The sequence below is a fragment of the Bacillus cereus ATCC 14579 genome (genome assembly GCF_000007825.1).
In the GTDB taxonomy this organism is placed as follows: domain Bacteria; phylum Bacillota; class Bacilli; order Bacillales; family Bacillaceae_G; genus Bacillus_A; species Bacillus_A cereus.
Genome location: NC_004722.1, coordinates 455,572 through 472,794 on the forward strand (window position 1 = coordinate 455,572; position 17,223 = coordinate 472,794).

Below are 17,223 nucleotides of genomic sequence, written 5' to 3' on the forward strand. Positions count from 1 at the left end.
TAATAGCGTGAAACAAATAAATAGCTAAAGAGCATAACAATTGAATTTTCAGCTCATAACGTTTTGGTAGCGTTCACAATTGAGGGGGAAGTAACAATGGAAAAGCTTCAAGAAAGCATGTATCAACTAATTGTTGAAACGTCAACGAACTTACCGAAAGATGTTCGTCGTGCGATTCAACAAGCGAAAGAGCGAGAAAATGCAGGGACTCGTTCTGCGATGGCACTTGGCACAATTACAAATAATATTAAAATGGCTGATGATAACATCTCGCCGATTTGCCAAGATACAGGGATGCCAACGTTTAAAATTTATACACCAGTTGGTGTGAATCAATTAAAGTTGAAGGAAGCTATCTATAATGCGCTTGAGCGGGCGACAAAAGATGGTAAACTTCGTCCCAATTCTGTTGATTCTCTTTTTGGAGATAATAGTGGAAATAATTTAGGACCAGGTACACCGGTGATTAAGTTTGAACAATGGGAAAAAGATTATATTGATGCACGTTTAATCCTAAAAGGTGGTGGCTGTGAGAATAAAAATATTCAATATAGCTTACCGTGTGAACTAGAAGGACTTGGACGAGCTGGCCGTGATTTAGAAGGGATTCGTAAATGCCTTCTTCATGCAGTGTATCAAGCACAAGGGCAAGGATGTAGCGCTGGTGTAATTGGTGTTGGTATCGGGGGAGACCGCACATCAGGTTATGAATTGGCAAAAAATCAATTATTCCGTACATTAGATGATGTCAATCCAGTACCAGAGTTACAACATCTTGAAGAGTACGTATTAGAAAATGCGAATAAGCTTGGCATTGGTACGATGGGATTTGGCGGAGAAACAACTTTACTTGGTTGTAAAATTGGCGTCTATAATCGTTTGCCAGCTAGTTTCTATGTATCTGTTGCGTATAATTGCTGGGCATATCGTCGCCTTGGTGTGAAAATCCATCCTGAAACAGGAGACATTATGGATTGGCTATATCAAGAAGGTGAAGATACACTTCAGCATGAAGTACAAGAAAAAACAGAGCAACGTGAGATTGTATTACAAGCACCAATTACAGAAGAGCAAATTCGTGAACTTCGCGTTGGTGATGTTGTAACAATTAATGGCATGATGTATACAGGTCGTGACGCAATCCATAAGCATTTAATGGATAATGATTGTCCAGTAGATTTAAATGGACAAATTATTTACCACTGTGGTCCAGTTGTTGTGAAAGATGAAAATGACAATTGGCAAATTAAAGCGGCAGGTCCAACGACAAGTATTCGTGAAGAACCGTACCAAGGCGATATTATGAAGAAATTCGGTATTCGCGCTGTCATTGGAAAAGGCGGTATGGGTGCGAAAACATTAGCGGCTTTAGAAGAACACGGCGGTGTATATTTAAACGCAATCGGTGGTGCAGCGCAATATTATGCTGAATGTATTAAAGAAGTGAAAGATGTTGATTTCTTACAATTTGGTATTCCAGAAGCAATGTGGCATTTACGTATCGACGGGTTTAAAGCAGTTGTAACGATGGACTCGCATGGTAATAGCTTACATGCAGATGTTGATAAAACATCACTTGAAAAATTAGCTAGCTTTAAAGAGCCAGTATTTAAGTAAATAAAAAATGCATCTCGAATGATTCGAGATGCATTTTTTTGGTATATATAGAAAAACATGTTCAGCATGAAAGAATGCGTAGCAACAGAAACTACAAGTACGATTATATATGGAAAGGAGACTATTTATGAAATATAAATGGTTATATATGGGTCTCATTTTTTCAATTATGATGGCACTTGTTCCAGTTTCAGCACTGGCTTATACAAATACTCCACATAACTGGGGAATCCCGCGTCCTAAAAATGAAACAGTACCAGATGCAGGAAAGTTATATACAGATTTACTACAAAAAAATGGCGGGTTTTATTTAGGAGATACGAAGAAAAAAGATATTTATTTAACATTTGATAATGGATATGAGAATGGATACACAGGGAAAATATTAGATGTATTAAAAGAGAAAAAAGTACCAGCAACTTTCTTTGTAACGGGGCATTACATTAAAACGCAAAAAGATTTATTGTTAAGAATGAAGGATGAAGGACACATTATTGGAAACCATTCTTGGAGTCATCCTGATTTTACAGCGGTAAATGATGAGAAACTTCGTGAAGAATTAACGAGTGTAACGGAAGAAATTAAAAAAGTAACTGGGCAAAAAGAAGTGAAATATGTACGTCCTCCGCGCGGTGTATTTAGTGAAAGAACGTTAGCTCTTACGAAAGAAATGGGCTATTATAATGTATTTTGGTCACTTGCATTTTTGGATTGGAAAGTGGATCAGCAAAGAGGATGGCAATATGCGCATAATAATGTTATGACGATGATTCATCCAGGATCTATTTTATTACTTCATGCAATATCAAAAGATAATGCAGAAGCACTTGCGAAAATCATTGATGATTTGCGCGAGAAAGGGTATCATTTTAAAAGTCTAGATGACTTAGTAAAAGGCAATCAACCGTAAGCATGTATGCTTACGGTTTTCTCATGCTATAATGATGTGTAAAAAGGATGGGGAAACGTATGTGGAGCGAACATGTTACGTTAGAGTATCCGTATCATTTTGAAGAAGTATTAAAACGTTTATCTTTTGATCCTCTTAACGTCATTCAATTAGATGAGAAAGTTATTTATATCCCGCTTTGTATAGACGAGGAACAGGTTGTTGTTCGCTTACAAGGGATTGGTACTGTTCAAAATCCACAGTTTTGGATTTCTAGTCAGACAGGAGATCCAGAGAAAGTCATGAAACGAATGAGGGCCATTTTTCATTGGAATGAACCGTTTCAAGATATACAAAATCATTTTTTAAACACATCATTACGTCCACTATTTGAAACATATGCTTATACTCCAATTATTTTAGAATTTGATTATTTTGCTTGTCTGCTTCGCTGTATCATTCACCAACAAATAAATTTGAAATTTGCTACTGTGTTAACAGAACAATTTGTGAAACGGTATGGAACAGAGAAGAACGGTGTATTCTTTTTCCCCACTCCGGAAATAGTAGCAAATATTTCAATAGAAGAATTGAGAGAGCAGAAGTTTAGTCAGCGAAAGGCTGAATATATAGTAGGATTAGGTCGAAGTATTGTCAGTGGTACATTAAATTTAGCGAGTATAGAAAATGGGACGGAAGAAGACATTTCAGCACAATTGTTGCCAATTAGGGGAATTGGTGCATGGACAGTGCAAAACTTTTTAATGTTTGGGCTTGGACGGAAAAATATGTTCCCGAAAGCGGACATTGGGATTCAGCGTGCAGTGCAAGGTATATTTCAATTAGATGATAAACCTGATGATGCATTTTTAGAAAAAGTGAAACAAGAGTGTGAACCATACTGCAGTTATGCAGCGTTATATTTATGGAAAAGTATAGAGTAGAGGTGTAATAATGATACAAAAGCAACATGAGAGTAAGTTGGAAGTTGGTCAAACGTTTCCTGTGACAATTAAACGTCTTGGGATTAACGGAGAAGGCGTTGGTTATTTTAAGAGACAAGTTGTTTTTATTCCAGGGGCATTACCAGGAGAAGAAGTTGTTGCAGAAACAACGAAAATTCAGCGTGGCTTCGCTGAAGCGAAAGTGAAAAAAGTTCGTAAAGCTTCACCGCATCGTGTGAAAGCACCGTGTCCAGTATATGAGGAGTGTGGCGGTTGTCAGCTGCAACATTTAGATTATAAAGAACAATTGAATCAAAAGCGTGATATCGTTGTACAAGCATTTGAGAAGTACATGAAAAATAGTATGGAAGAGAAAATTCGCCCAACGCTTGGCATGGAAAATCCATGGCATTATCGTAATAAGAGTCAATTACAAGTGGGGCGTAAAGACGAAAAGGTTATTACAGGGCTGTATAAACAAAACTCACATCAGTTAATTGATATCGCTCACTGTATGATTCAACATAAAGCAACGAATGAAGCGACAAAAGTTGTAAGACGTATTTTAGAAAAATTAAATGTTTCTATTTACAATGAGAAAAAACAAAAGGTTTAGTACGCACAATTGTAACACGTACTGCAGTTCAAACAGGGGAAGTACAAGTTACACTTATTACAACAAAAGAAGAATTACCAAATAAAGAACAATTTATTGCAGAAGTACAAAAACAGATGCCAGCGGTTAAATCAATTATGCAAAATGTAAACTGGCGTAAAACATCTGTTATTTTTGGCGACAAAACATTTAAATTAGCTGGAAAAGAAGTCATTCAAGAAACACTTGGCGATTTATCATTTGAATTATCAGCACGTGCATTCTTCCAGTTGAATCCAGAGCAAACAGTTGTTTTGTATAATGAAGCGAAAAAAGCAGCTGCGTTAACAGGAAACGAGAACATTGTGGATGCGTACTGTGGTGTTGGTACAATCGGTCTTTGGCTTGCAAATGATGCAGCGGAAGTACGTGGTATGGATGTAATTCCAGAAGCAATTGCAGATGCAAGAAAAAATGCAAAGCGTCACGGATTTACAAATACGAAATATGAAGCAGGTAAAGCTGAACAATGGTTACCGAAATGGGTAAAAGAAGGATGGCGTCCAGATGTAATTGTTGTCGACCCACCACGTACAGGTTGCGATGATAAATTACTGGAAACAATTTTAAAAGTGAAGCCGAAACAAGTTGTGTACGTGTCTTGTAATCCTTCTTCATTAGCACGTGATGTACAAGCATTAATGAAGAGCTATGAAGTGGAGTATGTGCAACCAGTTGATATGTTCCCGCATACTGCGCATGTTGAGAATGTACTTAGATTAAATTTGAAATAAAAAGGATTAAAAATGTTGATGTGGTTAACTACATCAACATTTTTTGTTATGTTAGTAGATAAATCACGTTACGTAATCAATATCCATACTTTCTGTATGGATTATATGAAATTATTTGCTGCACTCAAAAAAAATTTGTAAAAATATACAGTGTTCAGATTGTATAGACCACTCTGTATTAATAAATTACAATATGGATGTAACATAGCAAATTTGCTATAGAAAATAAGCTAAAAGGGAGAAGATTTATGAAAAAATGGTTGGCATTATTTGTTTTTGGGATGGTTTCTTTATTTGCAACTTCTGCACATGCGGAATCATATGAAACAACAAAAACATTAAAAGTATATGAAAGTCGTAGTTTTAATTCGCCTGTGAAAAAAGAACTGCAGCCAGGAGAAAGGGTTTATGTTACAAATCAACATCCTAGTGGATGGTGGAAGATAAGTGGTGGATTTATCGCACCAGAGGGCGCTAAAGTAGAAATTAATCGAACTTTTGAAGCTTTTGATTGGATTAATATGGACAGTGCGAAGTACGTATTTAGTCCTCAAACTGTTATTGCACGTGATGGTACACTAAGAGGTGAAATTTTGATTGATACATATTTGGGGCAGAAGTGGACAAGTGTAAATGGAATGCCACAAATAATGAAGCAGAATTTTGCAGCATACAGTAGCCCTGAAGCTAAAAATCCAGATGCTTGGTTCGCTCCACAAACGGTTAATATTTTGCAGACAAAAGAAAACGGTTGGTCTTTAATTAATACGTATTTAGGGCCAAAGTGGATTGTTCGTTATCCACACGTGGAACATATTAATCGTGATTTTTATGCATACAATGAACCTAAGTACATGCATCATGGTGTGAAATTCTCAGCCCAATCTGTAAGAGTACTTCAACAAGGAGAAAATGGTTGGAAGAAAATTAAGGCTGAGGTTGGAGAAAAATGGATTGCGCCACAAGGGTCTTATTACCATGTCCCAAATGTGTTTACAGCATTTGATCAACCTTTCGGTAGAGCAATCGGCACTTTTGCACCACAAACGGTATTTGTAGTTGAAGAATCTACAACATCATTTGGTTGGTTAAAAATTAGAACATACTTAGGAGATTCCTGGATTCGAACGAATCGTAATTAGTAAATAGATTACTTTATTCCTTTTAGAATGAAGTAACAATATGTTATAGTTCCCTCATATGGAAAAGCTGTATGAGGGATTATATTTTTAGGTCAATAAGACAAGGAGAATACGATGCATAATTATAAATTAACGATTCAGTACGACGGCGCACGTTTTAAAGGATGGCAACGTCTCGGTAATAACGATAATACAATTCAAGGAAAAATCGAAAGTGTCATATCTGAAATGGTCGGAAAAGAAATTGAAATTATCGGTTGTAGTAGAACAGACGCTGGTGTACATGCTTTGAATCAAGTTGCTAACTTTCAAAGTGATGAGAAGTTAGTGGAACATAAAGTGAAAAAATATTTAAATCAATATTTACCTAACGATATTAGCATTACGAATGTGGAAGAAGTACATGATCGTTTCCATGCTCGTTACAATTCTAAAGCAAAAACATATCTGTATAAAATTTGGAATGAAGAGCATACAAATCCATTTATGCGTAAATACAGCATGCATGTGAATAAAAAATTAAATGTGAAAAGCATGAAAGCAGCTGCAAAACATTTAGTTGGTTCACATGACTTTACTGCTTTTTCAAATGCGAAATCAAAGAAAAAATCTATGGTTCGAGAAGTATATACACTTGATGTGATGGAAGAGGCAGGGTTTGTACAAATTAGAGTAAGTGGTAACGGCTTCCTTCATAATATGGTAAGAAAAATTGTCGGGGCATTAATTGAAGTTGGATTAGGACAATTAGATGCTGAAGCAATTCCAAACATTTTAGAGGAAAAGCAGCGCAATCAAATTAATTGTCTTGCTGAGGCAAGTGGGTTGTATTTAGAGAATGTTGAGTTTTAATGGCAAATAAAAAAATCGGGCTAAGTAGCTCGATTTTTTTAGTATTAAGAAGATTTTTCGTTTTTTATACGTATCTTCAAATTCCAAAAAGCAGCAAGCATAATAGCTGCAAAGGAGCTAAAAATTGTTCCTAATAGCTTTGCATAAGGAGAGCTGCTTACATCGGCATTAATGAATAACATCATACAGAGCATGGCAGGGAAAAAGTATAAGTATTGTAATAACTTTAATTTTTTATCATTACTCATATATATAGCCCCTTTCTAGCATGTTATATGTTTATTATAACATATTTTACCAAGTCATTTTTACACTTGGAGACATGTTTATTTCATATGTGTAAATGCAGTTTTTTAATTCGATATTGTAAGTTTTGCCTACTTAATCCTAAAAATTTTGCAGCTTGTGAGATGTTGCCATGATTCTCTTTAAGAATTTGGTTAATGTAGTTCTTTTCCATTTTTTCTATTGTGTGTTTTAAAGTTTTAGGTGCATCAGTATTGTGAGTAGTTAGTGCATGTTGCATATTGAATTCTGTTTTTATTCGTTCGCGAAAGCGAGTAGGAAGATGAAACGCTGTAATGATGGTTTCATCTTCTATCAAGTTCATGGAACCTTCAATTATATGTTCCAACTCCCGTACGTTTCCAGGCCAATCGTAGGCATAGAAAAATTCTCTTACATTTACATCTACATCGGTTACGTTGAGCCCGAATTGAGTATTATATTTTTCAATAAAGTGCTGAACAAGAGCTGGAATATCTTCTTTTCTTTCACGTAAAGGCGGAAGACATAAAGTAACGACGCTTAATCGGTAATATAAGTCTTCCCTTAATCGATTATGTGCGATGGCTTCAAAGGGATCTTCATTGATAGTTGCTATAATGCGAACATCAATTTCTTTTTCGTGTGTACCTCCGATTCTTCGTATTGTTTTTTCTTGTATAGCCCGCAGCAACTTAGCTTGAAGTATTGGGCTTAATGAATTGATTTCATCTAATAACAAAGTTCCTCCGTTTGCTTCTTCGAATAAGCCTGATTTATCTATTGCTCCTGTAAAGGCACCTCGATTTGTGCCAAATAGTAGGCTTTCCATTAAGGTATCAGGTATAGCGGCACAGTTTTGTGAAATAAAGGGTTTTGTTGAACGCTGACTTTCATTATGGATGCTTTGTGCAAATAGTTCTTTACCAGTGCCTGTTTCTCCTACTAGAAGTATGGAGGAAGATGTACGAATTACTCTTTTTCCTTCTGTAATGATTGATTGAATGGCTTCAGAATCACCAATTATGTGATCAAAGGTAAATTTAGTGCTTTGTTTTCGAGAAGGACCTATTTTTATCGTTTGCTTTAAGTTACTAATTTCTTTTGATATTTCAATAGCGCCTTTAATTTTTCCATTTTCTATTATAGGGAAAGTATCGTTAATCGTTGTAATTTCTTGTCCTTTATTGTTAAAATACGTTTGTTTTATATTTTTCTTTGTTTTTCCAAATTTTAATGCCTCTATAAGAGTACTATTTTTATTTTCCTCAAATGCGAATACTTCTAAAGGACTTTTATATAGCACATCTGAGCGCTCCATTGATTCAATTTCCATCATTTTGCGGTTATAGATAATCGTCTTACTTTCCTCATTAATAATATGAATTCCGATGTCGAGTTCATTGAGTAAAGTTTCATATAGCATATTCATTTCAATGATCTGTTTTAAATTAATTTCTTCTGTACGCATAGATTATCTTCTCCTCATTCCACCCTATGAAGACTGACTTTTTATAATTTTATTAAAATTCTTATAAAATCGCAAAAATTTTTTGCTATTTTCCTTTTAAAATCTCTGAAATGATAGAAAAATTTTGCGGTTATGAAGTTTTTTTTTTGAGAAACCTTCATTTTAAATAGGAATTGGAGATTGGTACGCATTTTGCATAAATAATAATTGATATATCTAAAGGAGGGATATGCAACGTTTCAGTACCAACTAATAAGAAGGAGGAGTGTATAAAGTGAAGACGGTTATAGAATGCGTGTATAGTCCTTGTTACGGGAAAGTAGAGAAGTTATTTGTTACGGAAAGTTCTTACGTATATGAGTGGGAGAAATTAGCATTAATTGAAACAATAGATAAACAGAAAGTAGAAATTAAGATAGGGATCAGTGGTTATATTGAATCATTAGAAGTAGTAGAAGGACAAGCTATTGCTGATCAAAAGTTATTAATAACAGTAAGGGATGACCTTTTAGTAACAGGCAGTGATTAATGTAAGTGACGTGTATTTTTGCTCTTTTAAATCATTATTTTTACGGTGAATAATTTTAAAAACGCTTACATTAAATGGGTTTACAAAGTGAAAAGGGGGGATTTATATGATGAATCAAAATCAAGGATTAAAAAGAGAATTGAAAAGCAGGCACATATTTATGATTGCACTTGGAGGCGTTATTGGTACCGGTCTTTTTTTAGGATCTGGGTATACAATTCATGAAGCTGGGCCTGGAGGAGCGATTGTAGCATATCTTGTTGGAGGATTTGTTATGTATTTAACGATGCTCTGTCTTGGAGAGTTAGCTGTTGCAATGCCTGACGCAGGATCTTATCAAACGTATGCGACAAAGCATATTTCTCCTGCAGCAGGTTATGTAGTTGGATGGATGTCATGGTTAAACTGGTCAGCTACGATAGGGATTGAACTAATTGCAGTTAGTATTTTAATGAAACGATGGTTTCCTGATGTACCTTCATGGATTTGGTGCGTAGTGTTTGCGGTACTCCTCTTTGCTATTAATGCGTTATCTTCAAGAAGTTTTGCGGAAGTTGAATTTTGGTTTGCAAGTATTAAAGTAATTACGATTACTGCATTTATTATTTTAGGTGGGGCAGCAATGTTTGGTTTTCTAGATATGAAAGGAAATGAGCCAGCACCGATGTTCTCTAGTTCTATACTGAGTATGGTGGATTGTTCCCCAATGGATTATCAGCCATTTTAATTACGATGATTGCAGTTAATTTCTCTTTCCAAGGAACAGAATTAGTTGGTATTGCAGCAGGTGAGAGTGAAAATCCAGAGAAAACAATCCCGAAGGCAATTAACAATACAGTTTGGCGTATACTTGTTTTCTTTGTACTATCTATTTTTATTCTTGCTGGACTATTCCCTTGGCAACAAGCGGGAGTAATTGAAAGTCCATTTGTAGTTGTATTTGATAAAATTGGTATTCCTTATGCAGCAGATATTATAAATTTTGTTATCATTACAGCAGTGCTATCCGTTGCGAATTCAGGGTTATATGCAACTTCTCGTATGCTATGGTCTATGTCTAATCAAGGAATGATTAGTCCGATTTTTGGTAAGTTATCTAAAAACGGTGTTCCTATTTATGCATTGATTGTAAGTACAATTGTAGGTTGCCTTTCATTACTATCAGGTATTTATGCGGAAGATACAGTTTATTTATGGCTACTTTCTATTGCCGGGTTCGGGGCGATATTAGTTTGGGCATCTATTGCTCTATCTAACTTATTAGCTAGGAGGTCATACATAAAGCAGGGCGGGGATGTGAAAGAATTGAAATTTAAAACACCTCTGTATCCATTCGTACCACTGCTTGCACTAGTATTAAATGTAACAGTAATTATTGGTATGGCCTTTATTCCAGAGCAAAGAATGGCATTGTATTGCGGAATTCCATTTATGATTGTTTGTTTACTGTTTTACCGTGCGACAAGAAATAAGGCACGTAAAGTAGAACATATTGAAAAGACAAATACGACGGAAGTAGAGAGCTTCTAATATGAATTAATTTGGAGACTGTAAGATTTGTAAACAGTCTCTTTTTTTGTGAAAATAAAGTTGGAAACATACTACGTATGTAAAGGGGAATTAGCGATGAATCCAGAAGTTTCGCAGTTGTTAAAACAAATAGATTCAAGGAAAGAGGAATTGTTAGAACTTACAAAAATATTAATTCGTTTTGAAACACCAGCACCACCAGCGAGAAATACAAATGAAGCGCAAGAATTTGTTGCAGATTTTTTAAGAAAACGAAATTTTAGTATTGATAAATGGGATGTATATCCTAATGATCCGAACGTTGTTGGTGTGAAAAAAGGGGCAAAAAGTGACTCATATAAAAGTCTTATTATTAATGGACATATGGATGTAGCTGAAGTATCGGCAGATGAGGCGTGGGAAACAAATCCGTTTGAGCCATTTATAAAAGATGGTTGGTTAGTTGGACGTGGTGCAGCTGATATGAAAGGGGGACTAGCTGGAGCGCTATTTGCTATTCAGCTATTACAAGAAGCTGGTATTGAATTACCTGGAGATTTAATCTTTCAATCCGTAATTGGAGAAGAAGTTGGAGAAGCTGGTACACTTCAATGCTGCAAAAGAGGTTATGATGCTGATTTTGCAGTCGTAGTGGATACGAGTAATTTACATATGCAAGGACAGGGCGGCGTAATTACTGGCTGGATTACTGTGAAAAGCCCTCAAACGTTTCATGATGCAACGCGTAGGCAAATGATTCATGCTGGAGGACGTTTATTTGGAGCGAGTGCAATTGAAAAAATGATGAAAATTGTGCAAAGTTTGCAAGAATTAGAGCGTCATTGGGCAGTTATGAAAACATATGAAGGCTATCCGTCTGGAACAACAACAATTAATCCAGCTGTTATTGAGGGTGGAAGACATGCAGCTTTTATTGCGGATGAGTGCCGGTTATGGATAACAGTGCACTTTTATCCGAATGAAACACATGAACAAATAATAAAAGAAATTGAAGAGTATATCGGTAAAGTAGCAGCTGCCGATCCATGGCTAAGTGAAAATCCACCACAATTTAAGTGGGGCGGAGAATCAATGATTGTGGATCGTGGCGAAATTTTCCCTTCTTTAGAAATAGATAGTGAACATACAGCTGTAAAAACGCTTAGCTCAGTACATGAATCAATTCTTTCTAAAAATGCAATTTTAGATATGTCTGCAACGGTAACGGATGGTGGTTGGTTTAGTGAATTTCATATTCCAGCGATTATATATGGACCAGGTACATTAGAAGAAGCACATTCTGTAAATGAGAAAGTTGAAGTTGAACAGTTAATTGAATTTACAAAAGTGATAACAGCATTTATATATGAATGGTGCCACACGGAAAAATAGATTTGTACAGTAAAATCGTACGAGTATGTATACTTGTACGATTTTTTATTGAACTATTTCAGTGTTGAATATAAACAACTGAAATAGTTCTTTATTTTTCTATGTCTTTCGTTTTAGTTCAATTAATTTCTCTTTCGCTAATTCAACGGCAATCGCATCATCTAAATAGCCAATTGGAAAGAGATAGTCGGGAATAATATCTGTCGATAATATGAAATAAAGTAATGCGCTCCCAAGAACTGCACGTTCTTCTTTTGAAATGGTTTCATTACAAAATTGTTGATACATATCTGTTAATTGTTCAATAAAAGGACCAGCACTATCAATTTGCTCTAATTTGCTTGCAAAACTGTCATGAATACGTTTTTCGCCTTCTGTTGTCTGGGCATAGCGTTCGTAATTTTCGAGTTCTTGTTTTACGCGAGTTGTAGTGTAATCGAAATCGAATAAGTTAGAGGATTGCAGAGTTTGCTGAATGGTATCAAGAGATGTGTACATATCCGTCTTTTCTTTATTAATGTGAGGAGAATCAGGATACATTTCATCAAATAACAATTGGGGTGGAACTTGTAGACATTCTGCGAATTTTTGTAGGTGTTTTTGTTTTGGCGGTTGTTTGCCATTCATAATTCTTGAGATTGTTGCGGGATCAATATTTGTAAGCATTCCGAGTTGGCGCATAGATAAGGCACGTTCTTTTAAAAGTTTTTTTATTAATCTACTAAGCCGCTCATTTGGATTTTCTTTAGGCATAGCGAAGGCACTCCTTTTTATTGTTGAAAAAATGTTGAGCATTTATTACATGTATATGAAACAGACAGGCACAGTTGCTCAACATTTTCATAAGATGCATGGAAAAGTGAGGAAAAGGGGTGGCTATTTATGAGTACGGCAGGTCTATTTTCAATTTTTTTAATCGGGATTGCTTCTAATTTAGATAATGCAGGTGTTGGGATTGCATATGGCATTCGTAAAATTAGAATTTCGTGGTTCAACAATTTTATCATCGCATTTTTTGGGTTTTTATTTACTTTATTAGCTGGATTTTTTGGGAACTGGATTGCGTTATTTATTTCAGAGTTTACAGCAAACCTGATTGGAGCGATAGTTTTAGGGATAATCGGGGTGTTTATTTTGTGCCAGCCTTTCTTGGGGCAAAGAAATACCGTAGGCTCTAAAGATGGTAATGTACTTATGGGAATTTTACGTGATCCAGAAAAAGCAGATTTTGATGGTTCTAAAACAATTAGTTTTTCAGAAGCAATTGTATTAGGGATTGCGTTGTCTATTAATAATATTGCAGGTGGATTTGATGCTGGGATAACAAATTTAAATCTTTGGCTTACAGCGACTATTTCTGGGGTGTTTAGTTTTATTTGTATTAGTGGTTTTGCGTATGTAGGAAAACGATTTTTAGCAGAATACTTAGGGAAATGGGCGACAATTATCGCAGAAGTATTATTAATTCTTATTGGGATCGATCAGTTGTTGTAAGGAGAGTAGAAAACAAGGTTCGAGTATTTCCTTGGAAATACAGCAAGGGATTGCATATATCGACGTACTTTTCTCCATACTAATACGGATTTCTTTTAAGAAAGGGGGATTTGTATGGGACGCGGGAAAGCATTTGATCATAAGAAAAAAGGGCATGATCATCAACCACCTAAAGGTGCGTTCATTCATAAAGATGTAAATGAACATACTTTGGAAGAGGAAGAGCTACCAGTAAATATTGAGGCGTATAAAAATAGTTTAAAAAAACATTAAAAGCACCTACATAGGTGCTTTTTTACCGTATATCTTCAATTAATTGTTCCGATTCTTCATGCATACTGTACTCACTTAATACTTGAATGCAAAGCCATTTTAATTCCTCAATCGTATGCTCAAGTTCTTCAGGAAGCACGTGATAAATGTCTTCAAGTCCCATCCCGAAATGAATAAGTTCAAGTACTTGATCATCGATGTTCCGATCCATTAATAATTCAAGTACTTCTAAATTGAATATGTATCGGTGAGCTTCGTCGAGTGAAACAACTTTTAACTTCAAGCTTTCTACAATACTCAATATAAAAAGAAGGATTGTTTTTTCAAGAACAGGTTGTTTTCCCATTTGAAATATTAGTTTCATCTTTCACACCTCCACATATAGCGCTAGGTTGTACTATATTATTCAGGAGGGGGGAACAAATATGCATGATATAGAGAAACTTTCAGCACTGTTTTTATAAGAAGATTGATAACTCGCAAAATTGAGGTTTTGGCGAAATAAAAAATCCTGCTAGTATAGCAGGATAACTCGCGATTAAAAAATGCTCCAACCTTCTTGAGCAGAAAGAAGTTCAAGAATTTTAAAACCAGCAATACTATTTCCGTTTGCATCTAAAGCTGGTCCGAAAATACCGATTCCCATGTCTCCTTTTACGCAGCCAAAAATACCACCGGCTACACCGCTTTTTGCAGGAATACCAACACGAATTGCAAATTCACCAGATTCGTTATACATACCACATGTGACCATAAATGTTTTGCAAATTTTTGTAATATGTTTAGGGATGATTTGTTTCTTTTTATATGGATCATATCCATCCATTGCAAAAATTAAGCCGATACGTGCTAAATCGATGCAGTTTACTTCAACTGCGCATTGACGAGTATATAAATCCATAAGTTCTTCAATATCACAATCGATAATTCCGTTTTGTTTCATATAATAACAAAGTGAACGGTTTAGGTAAGCTGTCTCTAGTTCTGAATCGGCAACTTTAGAGGAATAATTAATAGTAGGATTATCTGTTATTTCACGTACAAAATGAAGAATACGTTCCATTTTTTCCTCGTTATCTTTTCCTTCTAACATGCTTGTAATAGCTAATGCTCCTGCATTTATCATTGGATTAAGGGGTTTGGACGGACTTGTCGTTTCTAACTTAATAATAGAATTAAATGGGTCACCCGTTGGTTCCATTCCAACTTTAGAAAATACATATTCTTCACCACGGTCTAAAAGGGCAAGGGCAAGTGTAATTACTTTGGAAATACTTTGAAGAGTAAATAGTGTTTGTGAGTTGCCTGCATGGATATATTCTGTTTCTTTATGGAAAATGGCAATCCCTAAATCGTCTGGATTTGCATTTCCTAGTTCGGGGATATAAGTAGCAAGTTTTCCTTTTTTTGTATATGGTTTTACTTGTTCTAACAACTGTTGTAAGTTGTTTGTTTCAATGCACTGCATAGTACCAACGCTCCTATTTTGAATTAACTAAGTTTACTTTTCCCGATATGCTCGGAAATAAATAATAACATGAAAAAGTGGAATGATAAAACGAAAGTTCAATGTGCTATAATAGGTCTTTCGTTTCGAGTATTCTGTATTTTAAAAAGGAGAATTTTCCTTTTATATAACAGTTTGGAAATAGGAGATTTATCCATAAAAAGTTCGGAAATAAAAACTACACATCTATACAACTATATGTTATTATGGTTATGTAATAGAAAGCGTTTTCTAAAGCGCACTTATAATGATAACGATTTCATAAATTAAATTAGGGGGAATTAAAATGTTGCAGTTTTTACAACGTATTGGTAAAGCTTTAATGCTTCCGATCGCAGTACTACCAGCAGCAGGATTATTGCTTCGTTTAGGGCAACCAGATGTATTTGATATTCCTGTTATGGCACAGGCCGGCGCAGCAGTTTTTGATAACTTAGCACTTATTTTTGCAATTGGTATTGCAATCGGTCTTTCAGTGGATGGTAGTGGTGCAGCAGGTCTTGCAGGTGCAATTGGTTATCTTGTTATGAAAAATAGTATTGATGCACTTAGCAAAGGGTATTCAACTGCTGAATTACAAGGTAAATTAGGTAAAGTCCAAGATTTAATAGGTAATAGCGCAAATGTAGATCCATCTAAGCTTGCGGATACAATGACACAAGTATCTAAGGCTGCTGAATTATCGACTAAAGTAGATATGAAAGTTTTAGGTGGTATTATTGTTGGTGTTATAGCAGGACTTCTTTATAATAAATTCCATAAGATTAAACTTCCAGAATGGTTAGGTTTCTTTGCTGGAAAACGTTTCGTTCCAATTGTTACATCAGTTGTGATGCTGATATTAGGAATTCTATTTGCACAAATTTGGCCAACAATTCAAAATGGTATTGATGCATTAGCTCATGGAATTGTTAATTTAGGTGCAATTGGTTCAGGATTATTTGGTTTATTAAACCGTTTATTAATCCCAATTGGTTTACACCACGTAATGAACACATACTTCTGGTTTGTATTTGGGGACTTTACAAATGCAGCAGGTAATGTTGTTAATGGTGATATTGCTCGTTTCCTTGCAGGTGACAAAACAGCAGGTATGTTTATGACTGGTTTCTTCCCAGTTATGATGTTCGGTTTACCAGCAGCATGTTTCGCAATGATTGCAGCTGCTAAACCAGAAAAGCGTAAAGCAGTTACTGGTATGTTAGCTGGTCTAGCATTAACTTCATTCTTAACTGGTATTACAGAGCCTATTGAATTCTCATTCATGTTCTTATCACCAGTATTATATGGTATTCATGCTGTACTAACAGGTCTTTCTTTATTCATTACAACATCACTTGGCATTCATGATGGTTTCTCATTTAGTGCCGGTGCAATCGATTATGCTTTAAACTTCGGTATTGCAACAAAACCAGTCTTACTAGCAGGTATCGGTTTAATTTACGCAGCAATTTATTTCATAGTATTCTACTTCTTAATTAAGAAGTTCGATTTAAAAACTCCTGGTCGTGAAGATGACGATGAGTTAGTTGAAGATGGTGATGCACCAGTTGCAGGTTCAATTGGTGAAACTTACGTAGCAGCTTTAGGCGGAAAAGAAAACTTAACAGTTATTGATAACTGTGCAACACGTCTACGCTTACAAGTAAAAGATGCTGGTCAAGTAAATGAAGCAGCATTAAAACGTGCTGGTGCAAAAGGTGTTATGAAATTAAGTAATACTAGTGTACAAGTTATCGTAGGTACAAATGTTGAATCTGTTGCCGATGATATGAAAAAACACGTATAAATAATGAGATAAGAGGATGTCCCAAAAGATTGATAACATCAATTTTTTAGAGGATATCCTCTTTTTTTTGTTAATAATTTAACGGGAATCTTACTTTTGTAAATTTTCTTTTTCTTTTTTGTACATATAGGTTGGTAATATGTGCAGTGCGTGATAAAGTAG

At 35.4% G+C, this 17,223-nt stretch carries 15 protein-coding genes and 3 pseudogenes; 13 read left to right on the forward strand and 5 right to left on the reverse strand.

What is annotated here, in order from left to right:
- Window positions 1–96: 96 nt before the first annotated feature.
- The 6 genes and pseudogenes from fumA (at window position 97) to truA (ending at window position 6,833) form a co-directional block, all read left to right on the forward strand.
- Window positions 97–1,617, forward strand: a complete 1,521-nt coding sequence (fumA, locus tag BC_RS02355; protein WP_000413523.1) for a class I fumarate hydratase — start codon at window positions 97–99, stop codon at window positions 1,615–1,617.
- A 127-nt stretch (window positions 1,618–1,744) separates the two neighbouring features.
- Window positions 1,745–2,527, forward strand: a complete 783-nt coding sequence (pdaA, locus tag BC_RS02360; RefSeq protein ID WP_000875972.1) for a delta-lactam-biosynthetic de-N-acetylase — start codon at window positions 1,745–1,747, stop codon at window positions 2,525–2,527.
- A 59-nt stretch (window positions 2,528–2,586) separates the two neighbouring features.
- A complete protein-coding gene (locus BC_RS02365) occupies window positions 2,587–3,450 on the forward strand; it encodes a DNA-3-methyladenine glycosylase family protein (protein ID WP_000269422.1) in 864 nt (287 codons plus the stop codon).
- A gap of 10 nt (window positions 3,451–3,460) precedes the next feature.
- Window positions 3,461–4,839, forward strand: a pseudogene (gene rlmD, locus BC_RS02370) (23S rRNA (uracil(1939)-C(5))-methyltransferase RlmD).
- Window positions 4,840–5,087: 248 nt separating this feature from the next.
- On the forward strand, window positions 5,088–5,981 hold the full coding sequence (locus BC_RS02375) for an S-layer protein (protein WP_000758930.1): 894 nt from the start codon (window positions 5,088–5,090) through the stop codon (window positions 5,979–5,981).
- Between the two features lie 114 nt (window positions 5,982–6,095).
- On the forward strand, window positions 6,096–6,833 hold the full coding sequence (gene truA / locus BC_RS02380) for a tRNA pseudouridine(38-40) synthase TruA (RefSeq protein WP_000553118.1): 738 nt from the start codon (window positions 6,096–6,098) through the stop codon (window positions 6,831–6,833).
- 44 nt (window positions 6,834–6,877) lie between these two features.
- Here the strand turns inward: truA and BC_RS02385 are convergent, their stop codons facing one another.
- On the reverse strand, window positions 6,878–7,081 hold the full coding sequence (locus BC_RS02385; RefSeq protein ID WP_000063864.1) for a hypothetical protein: 204 nt from the start codon (window positions 7,079–7,081) through the stop codon (window positions 6,878–6,880).
- A gap of 83 nt (window positions 7,082–7,164) precedes the next feature.
- The gene (locus BC_RS02390; RefSeq protein WP_001258445.1) at window positions 7,165–8,568 is read right to left on the reverse strand and encodes a sigma-54 interaction domain-containing protein; all 1,404 of its coding nucleotides are present in this window, start codon (window positions 8,566–8,568) and stop codon (window positions 7,165–7,167) included.
- Between the two features lie 274 nt (window positions 8,569–8,842).
- Between BC_RS02390 and BC_RS02395 the strand changes: the two genes are divergently transcribed.
- The 3 genes and pseudogenes from BC_RS02395 to BC_RS02405 all read left to right on the forward strand — a co-directional run bounded on the left by BC_RS02395 (window position 8,843) and on the right by BC_RS02405 (window position 11,998).
- On the forward strand, window positions 8,843–9,097 hold the full coding sequence (locus BC_RS02395) for a biotin/lipoyl-containing protein (RefSeq protein ID WP_000859480.1): 255 nt from the start codon (window positions 8,843–8,845) through the stop codon (window positions 9,095–9,097).
- Window positions 9,098–9,203: 106 nt separating this feature from the next.
- Window positions 9,204–10,627, forward strand: a pseudogene (locus tag BC_RS02400) (amino acid permease).
- A 48-nt stretch (window positions 10,628–10,675) separates the two neighbouring features.
- Window positions 10,676–11,998, forward strand: a complete 1,323-nt coding sequence (locus tag BC_RS02405) for an acetylornithine deacetylase (protein WP_100655091.1) — start codon at window positions 10,676–10,678, stop codon at window positions 11,996–11,998.
- A 99-nt stretch (window positions 11,999–12,097) separates the two neighbouring features.
- Here BC_RS02405 and BC_RS02410 read toward each other — a convergent pair whose 3' ends face one another.
- Window positions 12,098–12,751, reverse strand: a complete 654-nt coding sequence (locus tag BC_RS02410; protein WP_001123715.1) for a helix-turn-helix domain-containing protein — start codon at window positions 12,749–12,751, stop codon at window positions 12,098–12,100.
- A gap of 129 nt (window positions 12,752–12,880) precedes the next feature.
- Here BC_RS02410 and BC_RS02415 point away from each other — a divergent pair, with 129 nt between their 5' ends.
- Both BC_RS02415 and BC_RS27495 read left to right on the forward strand, forming a co-directional pair.
- Window positions 12,881–13,492: a manganese efflux pump gene (locus tag BC_RS02415; RefSeq protein WP_000100722.1), complete on the forward strand. Its 612-nt coding sequence runs from the start codon at window positions 12,881–12,883 to the stop codon at window positions 13,490–13,492.
- 114 nt (window positions 13,493–13,606) lie between these two features.
- Window positions 13,607–13,765: a hypothetical protein gene (locus tag BC_RS27495; RefSeq protein WP_000532409.1), complete on the forward strand. Its 159-nt coding sequence runs from the start codon at window positions 13,607–13,609 to the stop codon at window positions 13,763–13,765.
- A 22-nt stretch (window positions 13,766–13,787) separates the two neighbouring features.
- Here BC_RS27495 and BC_RS02420 read toward each other — a convergent pair whose 3' ends face one another.
- Together BC_RS02420 and glsA are read right to left on the reverse strand one after the other, a co-directional pair.
- Window positions 13,788–14,129 (reverse strand): DUF3969 family protein, encoded by a 342-nt coding sequence (locus BC_RS02420; RefSeq protein ID WP_000766604.1) that lies wholly within the window; start codon window positions 14,127–14,129, stop codon window positions 13,788–13,790.
- 174 nt (window positions 14,130–14,303) lie between these two features.
- On the reverse strand, window positions 14,304–15,233 hold the full coding sequence (gene glsA / locus BC_RS02425; protein ID WP_001149861.1) for a glutaminase A: 930 nt from the start codon (window positions 15,231–15,233) through the stop codon (window positions 14,304–14,306).
- Between the two features lie 69 nt (window positions 15,234–15,302).
- Between glsA and BC_RS28265 the strand changes: the two are divergent.
- Together BC_RS28265 and nagE are read left to right on the forward strand one after the other, a co-directional pair.
- Window positions 15,303–15,417, forward strand: a pseudogene (locus tag BC_RS28265) (transcriptional regulator).
- A 141-nt stretch (window positions 15,418–15,558) separates the two neighbouring features.
- Window positions 15,559–17,061: an N-acetylglucosamine-specific PTS transporter subunit IIBC gene (gene nagE, locus BC_RS02430; RefSeq protein ID WP_000938900.1), complete on the forward strand. Its 1,503-nt coding sequence runs from the start codon at window positions 15,559–15,561 to the stop codon at window positions 17,059–17,061.
- Window positions 17,062–17,223: the final 162 nt, after the last annotated feature.